Origin of the sequence: Chromobacterium alticapitis (assembly GCF_002924365.1) — a bacterium.
Classification (GTDB): Bacteria; Pseudomonadota; Gammaproteobacteria; order Burkholderiales; family Chromobacteriaceae; genus Chromobacterium; species Chromobacterium alticapitis.
Genome location: NZ_PQWB01000012.1, coordinates 1 through 13,902 on the forward strand (window position 1 = coordinate 1; position 13,902 = coordinate 13,902).

Sequence of the window (13,902 nt, forward strand, 5' to 3'; positions counted from 1 at the left end):
GCTGGAGCTGCGGCCGCTGTTGCGCGGCGGCGCCTGCGACGACGCACTGGCGGCTGCCATTCGCCAGGCGGTGGAGCGCAAGCCGCTCAGCCATGATTTTGATGCGCTGGGACCGAGCCTGGTCCGTTTCATGTCGAAAACCGGCGGTTGAGTTTTGCTTCAATGAGGATGACACAATGAAAAACCGTATCTGGCTGACGCTTCCCTTGATGGCGTTGCAGCCCGGCCTGGCCTTGGCGCACATCGGCAACGATGCCGGCATCCATCACGGCACGGCCTTCTTCATGGGCTTTGTCCACCCCTTCACCGGGCTGGATCACTTCGCCGCCATGCTGGCGGTGGGCGTGTGGAGCGTGCTGGCCACTCGCCGGGTGTGGGCGATGCCATTCGCCTTCGCCGGCCTGTTGCTGGCGGGCGGCCTGATAGGCTTCGCCGGCATCGCGCTGCCGGTGGTGGAGCCGATGATCGCCGCCTCTTTGCTGGTGTTGGGTTTGCTGGTGTGCGGCCGCGTGAAAATGGCCTTGCCCTGGGGCCTGGTGGTGGTGGGACTGTTCGCGCTGTTCCACGGCATCGCCCATGGCAGCGAGCTGCCGGCCACTCAGGCGGCCGCCGCTTTGCCCGGCATGGCGCTGGGCACCATGCTGCTGCACATTGTCGGCATGGCCATAGGCGCGTTCTTCAAGCATCGCAGCGCCTGGTACGCGCGTGCGCTGGGCGGCGGCATCGCCCTGCTGGGCGCCGGCTACTTGGCCGGAGTGCTGTAGCGCCATCTTGGGCGCGCCGCTCCGGCGGCGGAAATCGAGCCGGTCGGAATCCGCCTGCGCCTATACTGGAGCATCTTGGGCGGGGGCGAGCATGCGTAAGACGATCTGGCTGGCGCTGTGCCTGCTGCAGGCGCAGGCTTGCGCCGGCGGCGGAAGGGAGATGGAGTTCGTCAGCCAGCCGTTCCCGCCTTTCATCATCCAGGAGCCCAGCGGCCGCGTCAGCGGCGCCTTGGTCGACATCCTGCACGAAGCTTGCCGCAGGCTGGAGTGGCGCTGCTCCATGCACATGATGGTATGGAAACGGGCCTTGCTGATGATAGAGCAGGGCAGCGCCGACGGCTTGCTGCTGGCTCAGGACGTGCCGGAGCGCCGCGCCGCCATGGCGCTCAGCCGCGCCGTGGTGGCCAGCGGCTATGCTTTGTTCGGCCTGGCGGGCAGCGCGCGGCCGTATCGCGCGCCGTCTGACCTGAGCGGCAGGACGGTGGCCGTTTACGGCCCGTCGCTGTCGCAAACCAATTGCGAGCGCCTGCTCAAGGGCGTGCCCGGCGTGGACATGGCGGTGGAGCTGGATTCCGAAACCGTGATGCGCAAGTTGTCCGCGGGGCGCTATGGCAAGGATGGGCTGGCGTTTTCGAACCTGGACGTCGCCCGCTCCATCATTCTGGCCAATCATTATGCCGGCGTGCGCCAGGTCGCCCAGATTCAGTCGCTGACCTATCACTTCGGGCTGACCCGCAGCCGCCTGCAGCCCGGCGTGGCCGAGGCGATGGAGCGCACCTTGGCCGCCATGTGCCTGGACCACACGCTGCAACGCCTCTCCGGGCCTTACGGCGTGCAGGCCGCGGCCTGCCGTTGACAGCGGCAAGGATGCGGCAAAGCGGTTATCATTGTCGCATTCGGCCGCAGCGGCGGCGCAGCGCAGAACAAGCATAACCATGTCGCAACACACATTCTCTCCGGACGAGAACGTCCATTGCAGCCCCAAGGGTTGGTATCAGCTGGCCAGCGAACGGCCCGGTTTCATCCATGACGAAGCGCAGGCCGCCGCCATCGAGCGGCTGGACCAGCTGTGGCACGAACTGATGGACTTCAAGGCCAAGCGCAACCGCTTCCTGGGCCGCAGCCTGCGCAGCCCCGCGGTGCCGCGAGGCCTGTATTTCTGGGGAGGAGTGGGGCGGGGCAAGAGCTTTCTGATGGACGCCTTTTACGCCTGCGTGCCGTACCGCCGCAAGCGCCGCATCCACTTCCACAACTTCATGGCCGAAACCCACCGCGAGCTGCGCAAGTTCGCCGGCGGTAAGGACCCGCTGCTGGCCTATGCCGATCAGATCGCCAAGGCCACCCGGCTGCTGTGTTTCGACGAATTCCATGTGTCCGACATCGCCGACGCGATGATTTTGGGCCGGCTGATGTCCGCCTTGCTCGAGCGCGGCGTGGTGGTGGTGACCACTTCCAACTACGCGCCGGACAATCTGTATCCGGGCGGATTGCAGCGGCAGAATTTTCTGCCGACGATAGAGCTGATCAAGCGAGAGATGGACGTGCTCAACGTCGACGGCGGCCATGACTACCGCCTGCGCGAACTGACGCGCGAGCCGCTGTTCATGGTGCCGGCGGACGACGACAGCGAGCGGCGCATGGAGCAGATGTTCGTGCGGCTGGGTTCCGGGGCCGAGCTGCCGCAGCGCGCCATCACGGTGCTGGAGCGCGAGATCGAGGTGAAGCGGATGTCGCCGGGCGTGATCTGGTTCGACTTCATGGCCTTGTGCGATGGCCCGCGCGCGCAGACCGACTACCTGGAAATCGCCAGCGAGTACCACACGGTGTTCCTGTCCGGCATCCCCAAGCTATCCGCCAAGCAAGCCTCCATCGCGCGCCGCTTCACCTGGCTGGTGGACGTGTTCTACGACAACCGCGTCAAGCTGATCGCCTCGGCCGACGCGGAGCCTGAACAGATCTATACCGAGGGCCTGCAGTCCGGCGAATTCTTCCGCACCGCCAGCCGGCTGACCGAGATGCAGTCCAAGAGCTATCTGGAGCTGCCGCACCAGTCCATGGCGCAAAGCCACGACCAGCCGCCGCCGGGCGTGGCCTTATAGGCTTCAGTTGCGCGTCGGCTGCAGGTCCAGCGCCACGATGTGGCCGGCCGACATGATTTCCCGCGCCAGGTCCACCACGCCGGTGAAGGAGCGGCGGTCCTGAGCTGAGATCATGAAGCTCCATTGTGTGCCTTCGGCGTCGGCCTGGATGCTGATGCTCTCCTCGTGCAGCCGGAGGCCGAAACGTCGCAGCCGCTTGGCCAGCTGCTCCACCGTCCAGTCATGTTCCGGCGCCAGCTTTACTGTGGCGAACAGGCTGACGTGGCGCGGTAGGATGTTCTCGATGCGGTTGACCACGGTGACGAAGACCATGCACAGCACGGTCAGCGAGATGGCGGCGGCATAGAAGCCTACCCCTATCAGGATGCCTATCACCGACGACATCCATACCGAGGCGGCGGACGTCAGGCCGCTGATGCTCAAGCCCTCCTTCATGATCATGCCGGCGCCGAGAAAGCCTATGCCGGTCAGCACACCCTGGGCCACGCGCGTCATGTCGGGATGGACGGCGTCAGGCGCGGCGCCGCCGTACCAGTAGCCCGAATACCCGATGATGGTGATCGCCGCGGCCGAGGCCATGCAAACCAGGCCGTAGGTGCGCATGCCGGCGGCGCGGCCGTTATACCAGCGCTCATAGCCCAGCAGGCTGCCCAGGCATAGTCCGCCCAGCAGGTTGGCGATCACCAGCAGATTGACGCGCCATTTGGCCGCGTTCCAATAGAGGTCCAGCAGTGTCTGGCCGTTCCAGTCCATATTCCCTCCGCCCGCCGTTTGCGGCGATGCTTGTCTGGTTTTGAACGAATCGGCCATGATGGCATGAGCCGCGCTTGCGCGCCAACCTCCAGCCTTCCTTGGCGGTTCTGGGCCGTGAATATGCACAGATGGATATTTTTGCCGCGATGGCCTCGGCGCGGCGTTGTATGGTGTGCGGGCTACCCTGCTTTGAGCAGGGTAAACGCAAAGGAGGAGACATGAGCCGGATACTGGTGGTGGGCAGCGTCAATATGGACCTGGCCATGACGACGGACCGCCTGCCCGCCCTGGGCGAGACGGCGGCGGCGCGCGGCTTCGCCTGCCATCCGGGCGGCAAGGGCGCCAACCAGGCGGTGGCCGCCGCCAGGCTGGGCGCGCAGGTCGCCATGCTAGGCTGCGTGGGCGACGATGCCTTCGGCCGCGAGCTGCGCGCGCATCTGCAAGCGCAGGGCGTAGACGCGAGCAGGCTGCGCATGGCGGACGCGCCCACCGGCGTCGCCTCCATCGCGGTTTGCGGAGGCGACAACGCCATCCTGGTGGCGCCTGGCGCCAATCACTGCCTGCGGCCCGAGCATCTGGGCGCCGAGGCATCCGCCTTCGCAGCAGCGGACGCGGTGCTGGTCCAGTTGGAAATTCCGCTGGAGACGGCGGCGCGCGCGGCGGAGCTGGCGGAGCGACACGGCAAGCCGCTGCTGCTGAACCCGGCGCCGGCCCAGGCTTTGCCGCCGGAGCTGCTGCGCCGGGTCGTCCTGCTGCTGCCGAACGAGCATGAGCTGCACGCCGCGCTGGGCAGTCCGGGCGAAGACTGGCGCGAGCTGCTGGCGCGCCATCCTGGCCGCGTACTGATGACCCGCGGCCGCGACGGCGCGTATTTTTGCGAGGCGTCCGGACGGTTGCGGCATCTCCCTGGCCATGTGGTGCAGGCCGTGGACAGCACCGGGGCCGGCGATGCCTTTTGCGGCGCGCTGGCCGCCTTTTTGCCGCTGGGCCTGGAAGAGGCCGCGCGGCGCGCCAATGCCGCGGCGGCGCTGTCGGTCACCCGGCCCGGCGCGCAGAGCGGCATGCCTTCCCTGGCCGAACTGGATGCGTTTTTGTCCAGCCTGGCCTGAGCTCGGGCGGCCCGACACATGGTTTTCATCCGCGCCGCTTATCGTAGCGGCTGGCGCCGCATTCCGTGGACGGCGCTGTCATGAAACGGAGTCTGAATATGCGAGGCACCTTCAGCGCGCTACTGATCCTCATGCTGTCCTTGGGCATGGCGGCTTGCGGCGAGCGCGCGGACGCGGACAAGGAGGAGGCGCGGGTGGGGCTGGCCCTATCCAATCTATCCAATCCTTATTTCATCGCGCTGCGCGACGGCGCCTTGGCCGAAGCGCGCCGGCAGGGCGTCAAGCTCATTGTGCGCGACGCCCATGACGACCCCGCGCGTCAGCGCGAAGACATCGCCGAGCTGGCGCGAGAGCGGGCGGCTGTGATCCTGTTGAACCCGACAGACTCAAGCCTAGTGGCCGACGCCGCGAGCGCGGCGGCGGTCCAGGGGATCAAAGTGGTGTCATTGGACCGCAGCATACGCGGCGCGGCGTTCAGTTCGCATATCGAATCCGACAATGTGGCTGGCGGCATGCTGGCCGGCCAGTACTTGATGGCTAGACTGGGCGGGCAGGGCAAGGTGGTGGAACTGATGGGCATTGCCGGCTCCTCGGCGGCGCGCGAGCGGGACGCCGGTTTCCGCCAGGTCTTGGCCGGCCATCCCGCCGCCGCCGTGCTGCAAAGCCGGCCAGCGGATTTCGACCGGAGACGGGGACAGGCGGAAATGGCCAGATTGCTGCGAGCGCATCGCGATATCCGGGCTGTATTCGCGCAGAACGACGAAATGGCGCTGGGGGCCGCGGCCGCCTTGAAGGAGGGTGGCCGCGCGGGCGTGCCCGTGGTGGGCTTCGATGCCATCGCGGAGGCGCGGGACGCGGTCCGTTCCGGCGCGCTGGCGGCCACGGTGCGGCAGCAGCCGGAGCTGATAGGCCGCTATGGCGTGCGGACTGCCAGGCTGCTGGCCGATGGCAAGCCGGTGGACCGCTTCATCCCGGTGCCGCTGCAACTGATACGCGGCGAGCTGCGCTGAGGCGCGGCTCAGGACGACTGCGCCGCCGGCAGGCGCCGCGCCTGCCGGCTGGGTTCGGGCAGCAGCAGCGAGCCTAGCAGAACGGTGGAGGACAAGGCCGCGGCGAAGGCCGTCGCCAGCCGGTAATCGCCCTGCCGGCTATCCACCAGCAGTCCGAACACATAAGGCGCGAGGGTGGCCGCCAGATAGCTGAGAAACCAGAACAGGCTGAAGGTGACGGCCACCCGGCGCGGCGTCATGCCCGGCCGCTCCTGGGCCAGCGTGACCAGGCTGGCGATGGGCAGGAAAATGAAGAAGCCGGCCGCCAGCGCGCATGCCGCGACCACGCGCTCATCTCCGGTCCAGCCCCAAAGCCGCGCGTGCAATCCGACGACGGCCAGCAGCTGCAGCAGTCCCGAAACGCGCAATAGCGGCAGTCGCCGGGTCATCCGCTTCGCCAGCCAGATGCCGGCGGCCGCGCCGGCCAGACCGGCCAGCACCACCAGCTTGGCTTGTCCGATGCCGGCGTTCTGATAGAAGCCGAACAGCAGCACATAGAAAGCCAGGGTGCCGCTATAGGTGAAGGCCAGCAGCCAATTGAAGCGCTCGGTCAGGCCCTGGCGCAGCGTGTATGGCTCGTCGTCGGCCTCGGCCGCGGAGGCGCAGTCCGCGCCGAACAGCAGCCACAAACCCAGGCACAGCGCGCTGCCCAGCGAGATGCATGTCAGGATGGCGCGCCAGCTGACCGTCCATTGCAGCAGCAGGGGCAGCCCGAACAGCGCGGCCGCGGTGCCGACATTGAAAGCGACCGAATTCAGTCCGTTGACCACGGGGCGTTCGCGCGCATCGAACCATTGCATGACGATGGGCGCGAAATACACCACCAGCAGCGCGCCGCCCAGGCCGGTCAGGAAGCGCAGCAGCAAGAGCGCGGGATAGTGCTGGACGAAGGGGATGAGCGCGCCCAGCGACATCAGCGCCATCGCCAGCGCCACGGCTCGCTTGGCCAGCAGCCGCGCCAGGATGGACGCGGCGATGAAGGCGCCCAGCAGTTTGGCCGCCGCCACCGCGTTGCTGATGTGCGAGCCGGCGGCAAGGTCATGGATGCCCATATCGCGCATGATCTGTGGAATGAAGGCGCTGCCGGCGGCCCAGCTCATGCCGAACAGCGCGTAGCTGACGAACAGCAGCGCTTCTATCAGATATTTGTTGGTCTTCATGGGGCCTCGCGGAGTGGGGCACCGCCTGGGGAAGGGCGGCAACGCCTCAGTTTCCGCGAGAGGATTCCGCGCGAAACCTGTTCTTTCAGACAGTCCAGGACGGCTGGTGGCTGTCCAGCGGCATGGCTGGCAGCGCCCAGCGAGCCGGCGTCAGCGACAGCTGTGCCGCGTGGCGCACAGCCAGCATGCGGCCAAAGCCGGAGTCCGACTCCTCCAGCCAGGGGTGGACGTCTTCCAGCGTCGGGACGGGCAGCTCCAGCGCGCCCTCCACCCTGCCCAGCCCGCGCAGCCAGTGCCCGGCTTGCGCCAGCGAGACTTCCACATGCCAGCTACCGCCTTCCCGCTGCTGGCGGCACAGGGCAGCCATGGCGCCCAAGGCCACCAGATAGCCGGCGATATGGTCCAGGGCCTGGGCTGGGAAGGCGCGCGGCTCGTCGGCGCCGGCGGCGGCGGCCTCGTCCGCGTTGAAGCCGCTGGCGGTCTGCAGCAGGGAGTCGAATCCGCGGCGGCCGGCCCACGGCCCCTGATTGCCGTAAGCGCTGAGCGACACATAGACGATGCCGGGACGCAGCCGCGCCGCGTCGTCGGGCGAGAAGCCCAACTCGGCCAGGCCGCCCGGGCGATAGCCCTGGATGAAGACGTGGGCGTCGGCCAGCAGGGCGCGCAAGGCGGCGCGTCCGGATTCCCGCTTCAGATCGAGCTGGGCGTTGCGCTTGCCGCGGCCCATGTCCATGTCCAGAGTGGGAATGGTGGGCAGCTCGGGCGAGGTGATGTGCAGCACGTCCGCGCCGTGAGCGGCCAGCACGCGGGCGCCCAGCGGGCCGGCGATGATGCGGGTCAGGTCCAGCGCGCGCACGCCGTCCAGCGGACGGTCCGCCGCCGGTAAGCCCCGCGGCAGACCGTCGCCGATTCGGGAGAGGGAAAAAACGGGTTGAGCGGCGATGGCGCGCGCTTGCGGATGCGCGTCCCACTCTTCGAAGCCGCGCAGCGCGGTAGCCACCAGGCCGCGCGCTGCGGCGGCGTCCTCGAAATCGAAGGCGCGCCAGTTTTGCAGCGCTGCAGCGACGGCGGCCTTGTCGTATTCGCATTGCAGCAGCCGCAGCACGCCCTGGCAGTGATGCGGGAAGTTGGTGTGGATGCGCAGCCAGCGGCCGTCGCCGCAGCGGTAGATGCCGGCGATTTTGTCCCAGGGGTCGGCCGGTTGGACGCCGTCCACGCGCAGATAGTGTTCGCTGCGGAATTCCGCGACGGCGTGGCGGGCGTCCACGCTGACGGTTTGCGCTTCTCCGCCGCGCTGTTTATGAAGGGCGGCGGCGGCGAGGCCGCTGCTTGCAAGGCAGGCCTGGGCGGCCGCGTCCAGCGCGAATGAGCTGGGCAGGATGGGCCCCTGGCCCTGCAGCCGCAGGCGGCTGAGCCAGTCGGCCTCCAGCGCGCTGTGCCGCCAAAGTTGGTGGATGGCTTGATCGACGGTTCCGGGCATGACATTTTCTCCGCGTTGTCATGCCATTTAAATGCATGGCGATGGAATTGGTCAATCCATATGTCATTGGCTGGCTGGTTTAAACTGTGCCCTCATCCTGGTCCGGGGCATGCAGAAACTGCCGCAGCATGGCCAGGGCGTTGGCGGGCTGCGCGCGCGCGATGTGCAGGCCGGCGTTGTGGAGGACCAGGTGGGAAAGTCCGCCCTGGCGGCGGTAGGCGCCGGCGGGCAGGCCGTAGGGACGCCAGGCTTCCCGGCCTTGCTGGCGGAACGCCGCCGCGTGCTTCCAGTAAATGGTGTTGAGCCAGGCGTCCAATCCCAGGTGATTGCCCGACATGCCGTATTCGCCATGGAAAAACAGCACCTGCAATTTTTCCAGCAGCGGGGGATATAGATGGGACGGGGCGGATTGCCATCTGCTCAAGGCCGACGGATTGGCGAAAGCCGGGTCGAGCGAGCGCGGGTCGATATGCAGCGACTGCAGTACGGCCGGATTGGCCAGATAGCCGCTCAGGCGCGAGGGCTCGCGCTCGGGCGGCTGGCGGATGTCGCGCGGATCGCGTCCGCCGCAGCGCGCGACATGGCTTTCCAGCGCCTCGGCCAGCCGCTCCGCCTGCTGGTGCCGCAGCGGGGAGGGGGAGGCGAGCGCTTGGCGGAAGTCGCGCAGCAGCGTTTCAGCCTTTTCCCTTTCCTCCGTGTTGATCAGCCGGTTCTGGCTGGCGAACTCGATATGGCTCTGCAACTGGATTTCAGGCGCGAGCAGGGCATTGCCCAGTCCCAGGCCGCGCAGCCGGATCAGCGGCTGGCCGCTGTGATTGCCGTCCAGGATGCAATGGGCCAGCCGGGCTATCGTGTGGCTGGCCTCGCCCAGGCCGAATAGGTAGCAGTCGAGTTGCCGGTAGCGCGGCCAGCGCAACAGGAATTCCTGCAGCGCGTGGTAGGTCTGCTGGCTGGCTTCGGCATGGCATTCCGGCAGGTAGCGCGGATGGACGGCGAAGGACAGCCCGCCGCCCAGCGGCTGGTCGAGGATCAGGTAATTAGCGTGCTGATGCCAGCTGAACGGATTGGCGTGGACCTGTCCGCCTTCGCCCAGCAGATAGGGGCCGTGGCCGTCGAACAGACAGTCCAGCGCGTTCTGCTCTTGGGCGTGGTTGATCCAGATGACCAAGGGGGCGTTTTCCGGGTCGCGCGCGGCCTCGCTGAACCAGAAATACAGCCAGCCGCCGGCGTCGTCGCCTATCGACAAGTAGCCTGCGAGCTGAACGGTGCGCACGGCGCCGAAGCCGGGAAAGTGGCTCAGCACCGAGCTTTCGAACTGAAACGGATTCGCTACGGTGTTCATGTCGCATGCTCCCGCCGGCTCATGACGATGGTCTGTGCATCCTGCTTCTTTATAGTTCCGATTCGGCGCTTGTTGTGTTTTGAAAAGCCGCGTGATTTTTCACATTCTCTTGCGATTTAAGTCTCCGTCCCGCTTGGCCGCCTTGTCGGGGTAAGGGCAGAGATGCCGTTTCACGACCAACCTGACGGAGCACTTCCATGCTGAGCCTGTACACCAATATCGCGGCACTGAACACCAAGTCCAATATGAATTCCACCCAGAACCAGCTGTCCACCGCGATGACTCGCTTGGGCACTGGTCTGCGCATCAACTCCGCCATGGACGACGCCGCCGGCCTGCAGATCGCCACCCGTCTGGACTCGCAAAGCCACGGCATGCAAGTGGCCATGCGCAACTCGCAAAACGCCATCTCCATGCTGCAAACTGGCGAAGGCGCGCTGGGCGAAGTGTCCAACATCGCGATGCGCATGAAGGACCTGGCCACCCAAGCCGCCGACGGCACCAGCAGCGCGGCCGACAATACCGCGCTGAATTCGGAATTCCAGCAACTGAATGCTGAAATCACCAACATCATGACCAACACCAAGTTCGGCGGCCAAACCCTGCTGAGCGGCGGCAAGTTGGCTGCTGCCGTGACTTTCCAGATCGGCAGCGACAAGGCGGAAACTTTCGCTTTCGACGCTTCCGCCGACATGACTGCGCTGGGCACCGCCAATACCGCCTTGGTTGCCGGCAAGCTCGACACCCAGGCTAACGCCAACGCCGCCATCGACCTGGCCGACAAGGTTGTCGCCGCCGTCGGCACGGTGCGTTCCACGCTGGGTGCCGGCGCCAACCGCCTGGATCACGTGGTCAACAACCTGAACAACGTGAACAACAACACCCTGGCCGCCAAGGGCCGCATCATGGATACCGACTACGCGACGGAAAGCTCCACCATGACCGCCAAGCAAATGCTGATGCAAGCCAGCACCTCCATGCTGAAGCAAAGCGGCAGCATGAACAGCCTGGCCATGTCCTTGCTGCAGTAAGCCTGAATCCAGGCGGACGCAATCAAAAGCCAGCGGCGTTGCCGCTGGCTTTTTCTTTTCTCGTCATTGTCAGTCTGGATAGCGTTACGGCGCATGAGTGTGTGTTGGTAAGTGTCTTAATCTATGGAATTTATTTTGTTTTATTGCTCAAAATAATTAAATGTGAAAATTTACATCCAGTAAATTAATACTTTGTGCATTTTTTACTGTAATAGATATTCAATGAGTGCTATTCATCCATTATGATTTTAAATGGCATTTAATTGTGCCATTTGTCATTTAATCAGCAATGGATGACGCAATGAAAAATAATACTTCGTCCCGAGGCTATCTTGCCCAAGGACTTTCCGTGATCGCGGCCGCCGCGCTGTCCGCCTGCGTGGCGACGGATGGCGGCCAGCCGGCTGTTTCCAGCCAACCCGCGCCGCAGGCCAATCAGCCCAGCGCGCGCTATTCCTCGCATTCCCCGGCGCTGTCGGAGAAACCGAACTACCCGCACGGCTTGCCGCCTGCCGCGCCCGATAACGGCGCCGCCCCGCCGCCGGCCAAGCCGGAGGGCCAACAGGGCCTGGCCGCACGCAAGGCGAATCACCCCAAGCAGACTGCTCCCAGTTATGCGGACTGCGACGAAGCCAAGCTCGGCCAGCTGTCCGGCCAGGCGCTGGTGAGCTATGTGGCCAGCGTGGATGGCGCCTGCATGAACCGCCTGTTCCAGGCGGACGGCTTCAGCTACCGCGTGGTGTCGCCGGCCAATATGCGGCTGGCGGCGGCCGAGGCGCGAGTACGCGCCGCCAACTGGGACGGTCAGAACGCCAATGGTCTGTGGCCGCTGGCGGTGTTTCTGAAAGCCGGCTACTTCCTGCAGTACAGCCATGCCAAGGAAGTGGGCGATTACGGTCCGGCGGTGGATCAGCCGGTGATGCAGGCGGTGGAGGCGATGGTTGGCAATACCGCTTTGTGGAACGCTCCGGCGCTGGACGGCGGCGGCGATGCCGACAGCTGGTACCGCGAGCGCGACGCCCGGCAGAGCGTGGCGGAAACCTTGATCCTGGCGGACTCGGTGCGCAAGGCCGAGTATGCGCTGCCGTTGCTGAACCGCTTCTTCGGCCGCTACAACGCCGCCGCCAAGGACAATTGGGCGCGCTTCGCGCTGCATCCGATGCAGACGCTGCTGTTCAATATGCATTACCAGCCCGAATTTGCCCAAAAGGTGGAAAAGGGCCAGCTCGATGGTCTGGTAGCCAGCCTGGCAGGGCTGACCCGCGCCGGCCAGCCGGCTTTCGCCGACGAGCAGATGTTCCTCAACACCCTGCGCGAAACCGGCCGCTTCATGCAATACCCGCGCACTGCGCCGCAAGCCGAATCCGCCGTCGCTCTGCATCTTAAGGGCGAGAAGTTCGGCGCCGCCTGGGCCGAGGCCGTGTACGCGCTGAAGAAGCTGGGCAAGGTGCCGTGCGAGCGCTACGGCATCTGCCAGGCGGAGCAGGAGCTGCGCGCCAGCCTGTTCCCCAATCGCTGGAGCTTCGACAACGGCAAGCTGGTGTTCGAAACCCCGCTGAGTCTGGCCGAGGTGGAGCCGCTGTACTATGCGATGAAGCAGGTGCAGACCCAGCTGTTCCGCGTGGCCGGCACCAAGGAAGCGGTGGCGAACGATCCCAACGAAAAGCTGAAGATGGTGATCTACGGCAGCAAAACCGCCTACCAGCGCTTCCAGGGCCTGCTCAATGAGCTGTCCACCGACAACGGCGGCATCTACATCGAGAAGGACGGCACCTTCTACACCTTCCAGCGCGAAGTGCCGCGCGAGAGCTATCTGACCCTGGAAGAACTGGTGCGCCACGAGTATGTGCACTATCTGTCCGGCCGCTACATCCAGCCGGGCATGTGGGGCGCGTCTGAGTTCTACCGCGACGATCGCCGCATGCCATGGTACGACGAGGGCTTCGCCGAATTCATGGCCTGGAGCACCTCGCGCGACGGCATCAAGGTGCGCGGCCACGTGGTGGACGTGGTGGCCGGCGGCTGGCCGAACAGCTTCCTGGAGCCGTCCCGCATCATGCGCTCCAGCTATAGCGACGGCTGGGACTTCTACAGCCATTCCGCGCTGTGGTTCTACTACCTGAACCAGTGGCAGCCGGGCAAGATCGCCGACATCCTGGCCGCGCTGCGCGCGGACGACGTCAAGCGCTTCGACGCCTTGGTGAACAGCATGGGCGGCGACGCCGCGCTGGTGTCAGGTTTCCGCCAGTACGTGGAGCAACAGGTGCAAGCGTCCAAGTCCGGCCAGCTGGGCAATACTTCGACCGAAGAGGGCGTGGACTGGGTGGCCAAGGACAAGTGGCAGGCCGGCGACGCCGGTACGGTGGAGGCCGCGATGCGCCGCTCGCTGCCGGTGGGCTGCCAGGTGTGGGCCGACGGCGAAACCAGCGCGCTGCGCCGCTTCGAATGCAGCGGCACGCTGCCGCTGAACGCGTCGAACAACACTCAGGCGCGCCAGGCGCTGGACAAGCTGCTGGACGGCGCGCTGCAGAATCTGGTGAAGACCGGCGGCATCAACAACCTGATGGCGACCAATTGCTCGGCCACCGACTACGACTTCACGCGCAAGACCGCGGCGCTGCGCTGCGAAGGTCCGCTGGGGCCGGCCGGCAGCGCCAAGCCGCAGCCGCCGCAAACGGGCGAGTTGAGCCTGGCCAAGCTGAGCTACGGCGGACCGGCGCGCTGCCTGCGCGGCCAGTTGCAGGGCGTGGGCGGCGTGGAGCGCTACCAACTGCTGCAGGCGCCGCAGCTGGGCCGCGCGGCGATATCCGACTGGGGTTCGTTCACGTACCGCCGCGACCTCGACCAGCCGGGCGTGGCCGACAAGATGACGGTGCGCCTGAGCAAGGGCGCGCAATCCCGCGACGTGGTGGTGGAGTTGCGCGCCACGCCGCGCGACATGCCGGAAGCGCAATGCTGGGAGCAGGCTGGCTGAGTCCGTCAAACCAAGCGGCAAGGCCGGGATTGTCCGGCTTTTGCCGCGGTTTTCGCCGTTTTAGCCGGGTGGGCGCAGCCGTGGCCGCCTCTGCCACGCCGCCTGCATCGTAGAATTGCCGCGCAAAACTGGTTGTATTGC

Annotated in this window: 11 protein-coding genes; 7 read left to right on the top strand and 4 right to left on the bottom strand. The window is 66.0% G+C overall.

Features of this window, described 5'->3' with window-relative positions; translation table 11 throughout:
* The first annotated feature begins 176 nt into the window (after positions 1-176).
* From C2I19_RS03085 to zapE, 3 genes are all read left to right on the top strand, one after another.
* Positions 177-764, top strand: a complete 588-nt coding sequence (locus C2I19_RS03085; RefSeq protein WP_103901259.1) for a HupE/UreJ family protein — start codon at positions 177-179, stop codon at positions 762-764.
* Between the two features lie 91 nt (positions 765-855).
* The gene (locus C2I19_RS03090; RefSeq protein WP_103901260.1) at positions 856-1,620 is read left to right on the top strand and encodes a substrate-binding periplasmic protein; all 765 of its coding nucleotides are present in this window, start codon (positions 856-858) and stop codon (positions 1,618-1,620) included.
* A 79-nt stretch (positions 1,621-1,699) separates the two neighbouring features.
* Positions 1,700-2,863, top strand: coding sequence for a cell division protein ZapE (zapE, locus tag C2I19_RS03095; protein WP_103901261.1), 1,164 nt, complete (start codon positions 1,700-1,702; stop codon positions 2,861-2,863).
* A gap of 3 nt (positions 2,864-2,866) precedes the next feature.
* Here zapE and C2I19_RS03100 read toward each other — a convergent pair whose 3' ends face one another.
* On the bottom strand, positions 2,867-3,616 hold the full coding sequence (locus tag C2I19_RS03100) for an MgtC/SapB family protein (RefSeq protein ID WP_103901262.1): 750 nt from the start codon (positions 3,614-3,616) through the stop codon (positions 2,867-2,869).
* Positions 3,617-3,834: 218 nt separating this feature from the next.
* Here C2I19_RS03100 and C2I19_RS03105 point away from each other — a divergent pair, with 218 nt between their 5' ends.
* Entirely contained in the window at positions 3,835-4,725 is an 891-nt protein-coding gene (locus C2I19_RS03105) for a ribokinase (protein ID WP_103901263.1), read from the top strand.
* An 80-nt stretch (positions 4,726-4,805) separates the two neighbouring features.
* On the top strand, positions 4,806-5,735 hold the full coding sequence (locus C2I19_RS03110) for a substrate-binding domain-containing protein (RefSeq protein ID WP_103901264.1): 930 nt from the start codon (positions 4,806-4,808) through the stop codon (positions 5,733-5,735).
* Between the two features lie 8 nt (positions 5,736-5,743).
* Here C2I19_RS03110 and C2I19_RS03115 read toward each other — a convergent pair whose 3' ends face one another.
* The 3 genes from C2I19_RS03115 to C2I19_RS03125 all read right to left on the bottom strand — a co-directional run bounded on the left by C2I19_RS03115 (position 5,744) and on the right by C2I19_RS03125 (position 9,756).
* Positions 5,744-6,934 (bottom strand): MFS transporter, encoded by a 1,191-nt coding sequence (locus tag C2I19_RS03115; RefSeq protein WP_103901265.1) that lies wholly within the window; start codon positions 6,932-6,934, stop codon positions 5,744-5,746.
* 85 nt (positions 6,935-7,019) lie between these two features.
* Complete coding sequence (locus tag C2I19_RS03120) at positions 7,020-8,414, bottom strand: CoA transferase (RefSeq protein ID WP_103901266.1); 1,395 nt, start codon at positions 8,412-8,414, stop codon at positions 7,020-7,022.
* 79 nt (positions 8,415-8,493) lie between these two features.
* Positions 8,494-9,756 (bottom strand): S10 family serine carboxypeptidase-like protein, encoded by a 1,263-nt coding sequence (locus tag C2I19_RS03125; protein ID WP_103901267.1) that lies wholly within the window; start codon positions 9,754-9,756, stop codon positions 8,494-8,496.
* Positions 9,757-9,953: 197 nt separating this feature from the next.
* On the opposite strand from C2I19_RS03125, the gene C2I19_RS03130 reads away from it, so the two are divergent.
* Entirely contained in the window at positions 9,954-10,787 is an 834-nt protein-coding gene (locus tag C2I19_RS03130) for a flagellin N-terminal helical domain-containing protein (RefSeq protein ID WP_103901268.1), read from the top strand.
* Positions 10,788-11,088: 301 nt separating this feature from the next.
* Entirely contained in the window at positions 11,089-13,761 is a 2,673-nt protein-coding gene (locus C2I19_RS03135) for a M9 family metallopeptidase N-terminal domain-containing protein (RefSeq protein WP_158253628.1), read from the top strand.
* Positions 13,762-13,902 lie beyond the last annotated feature (141 nt).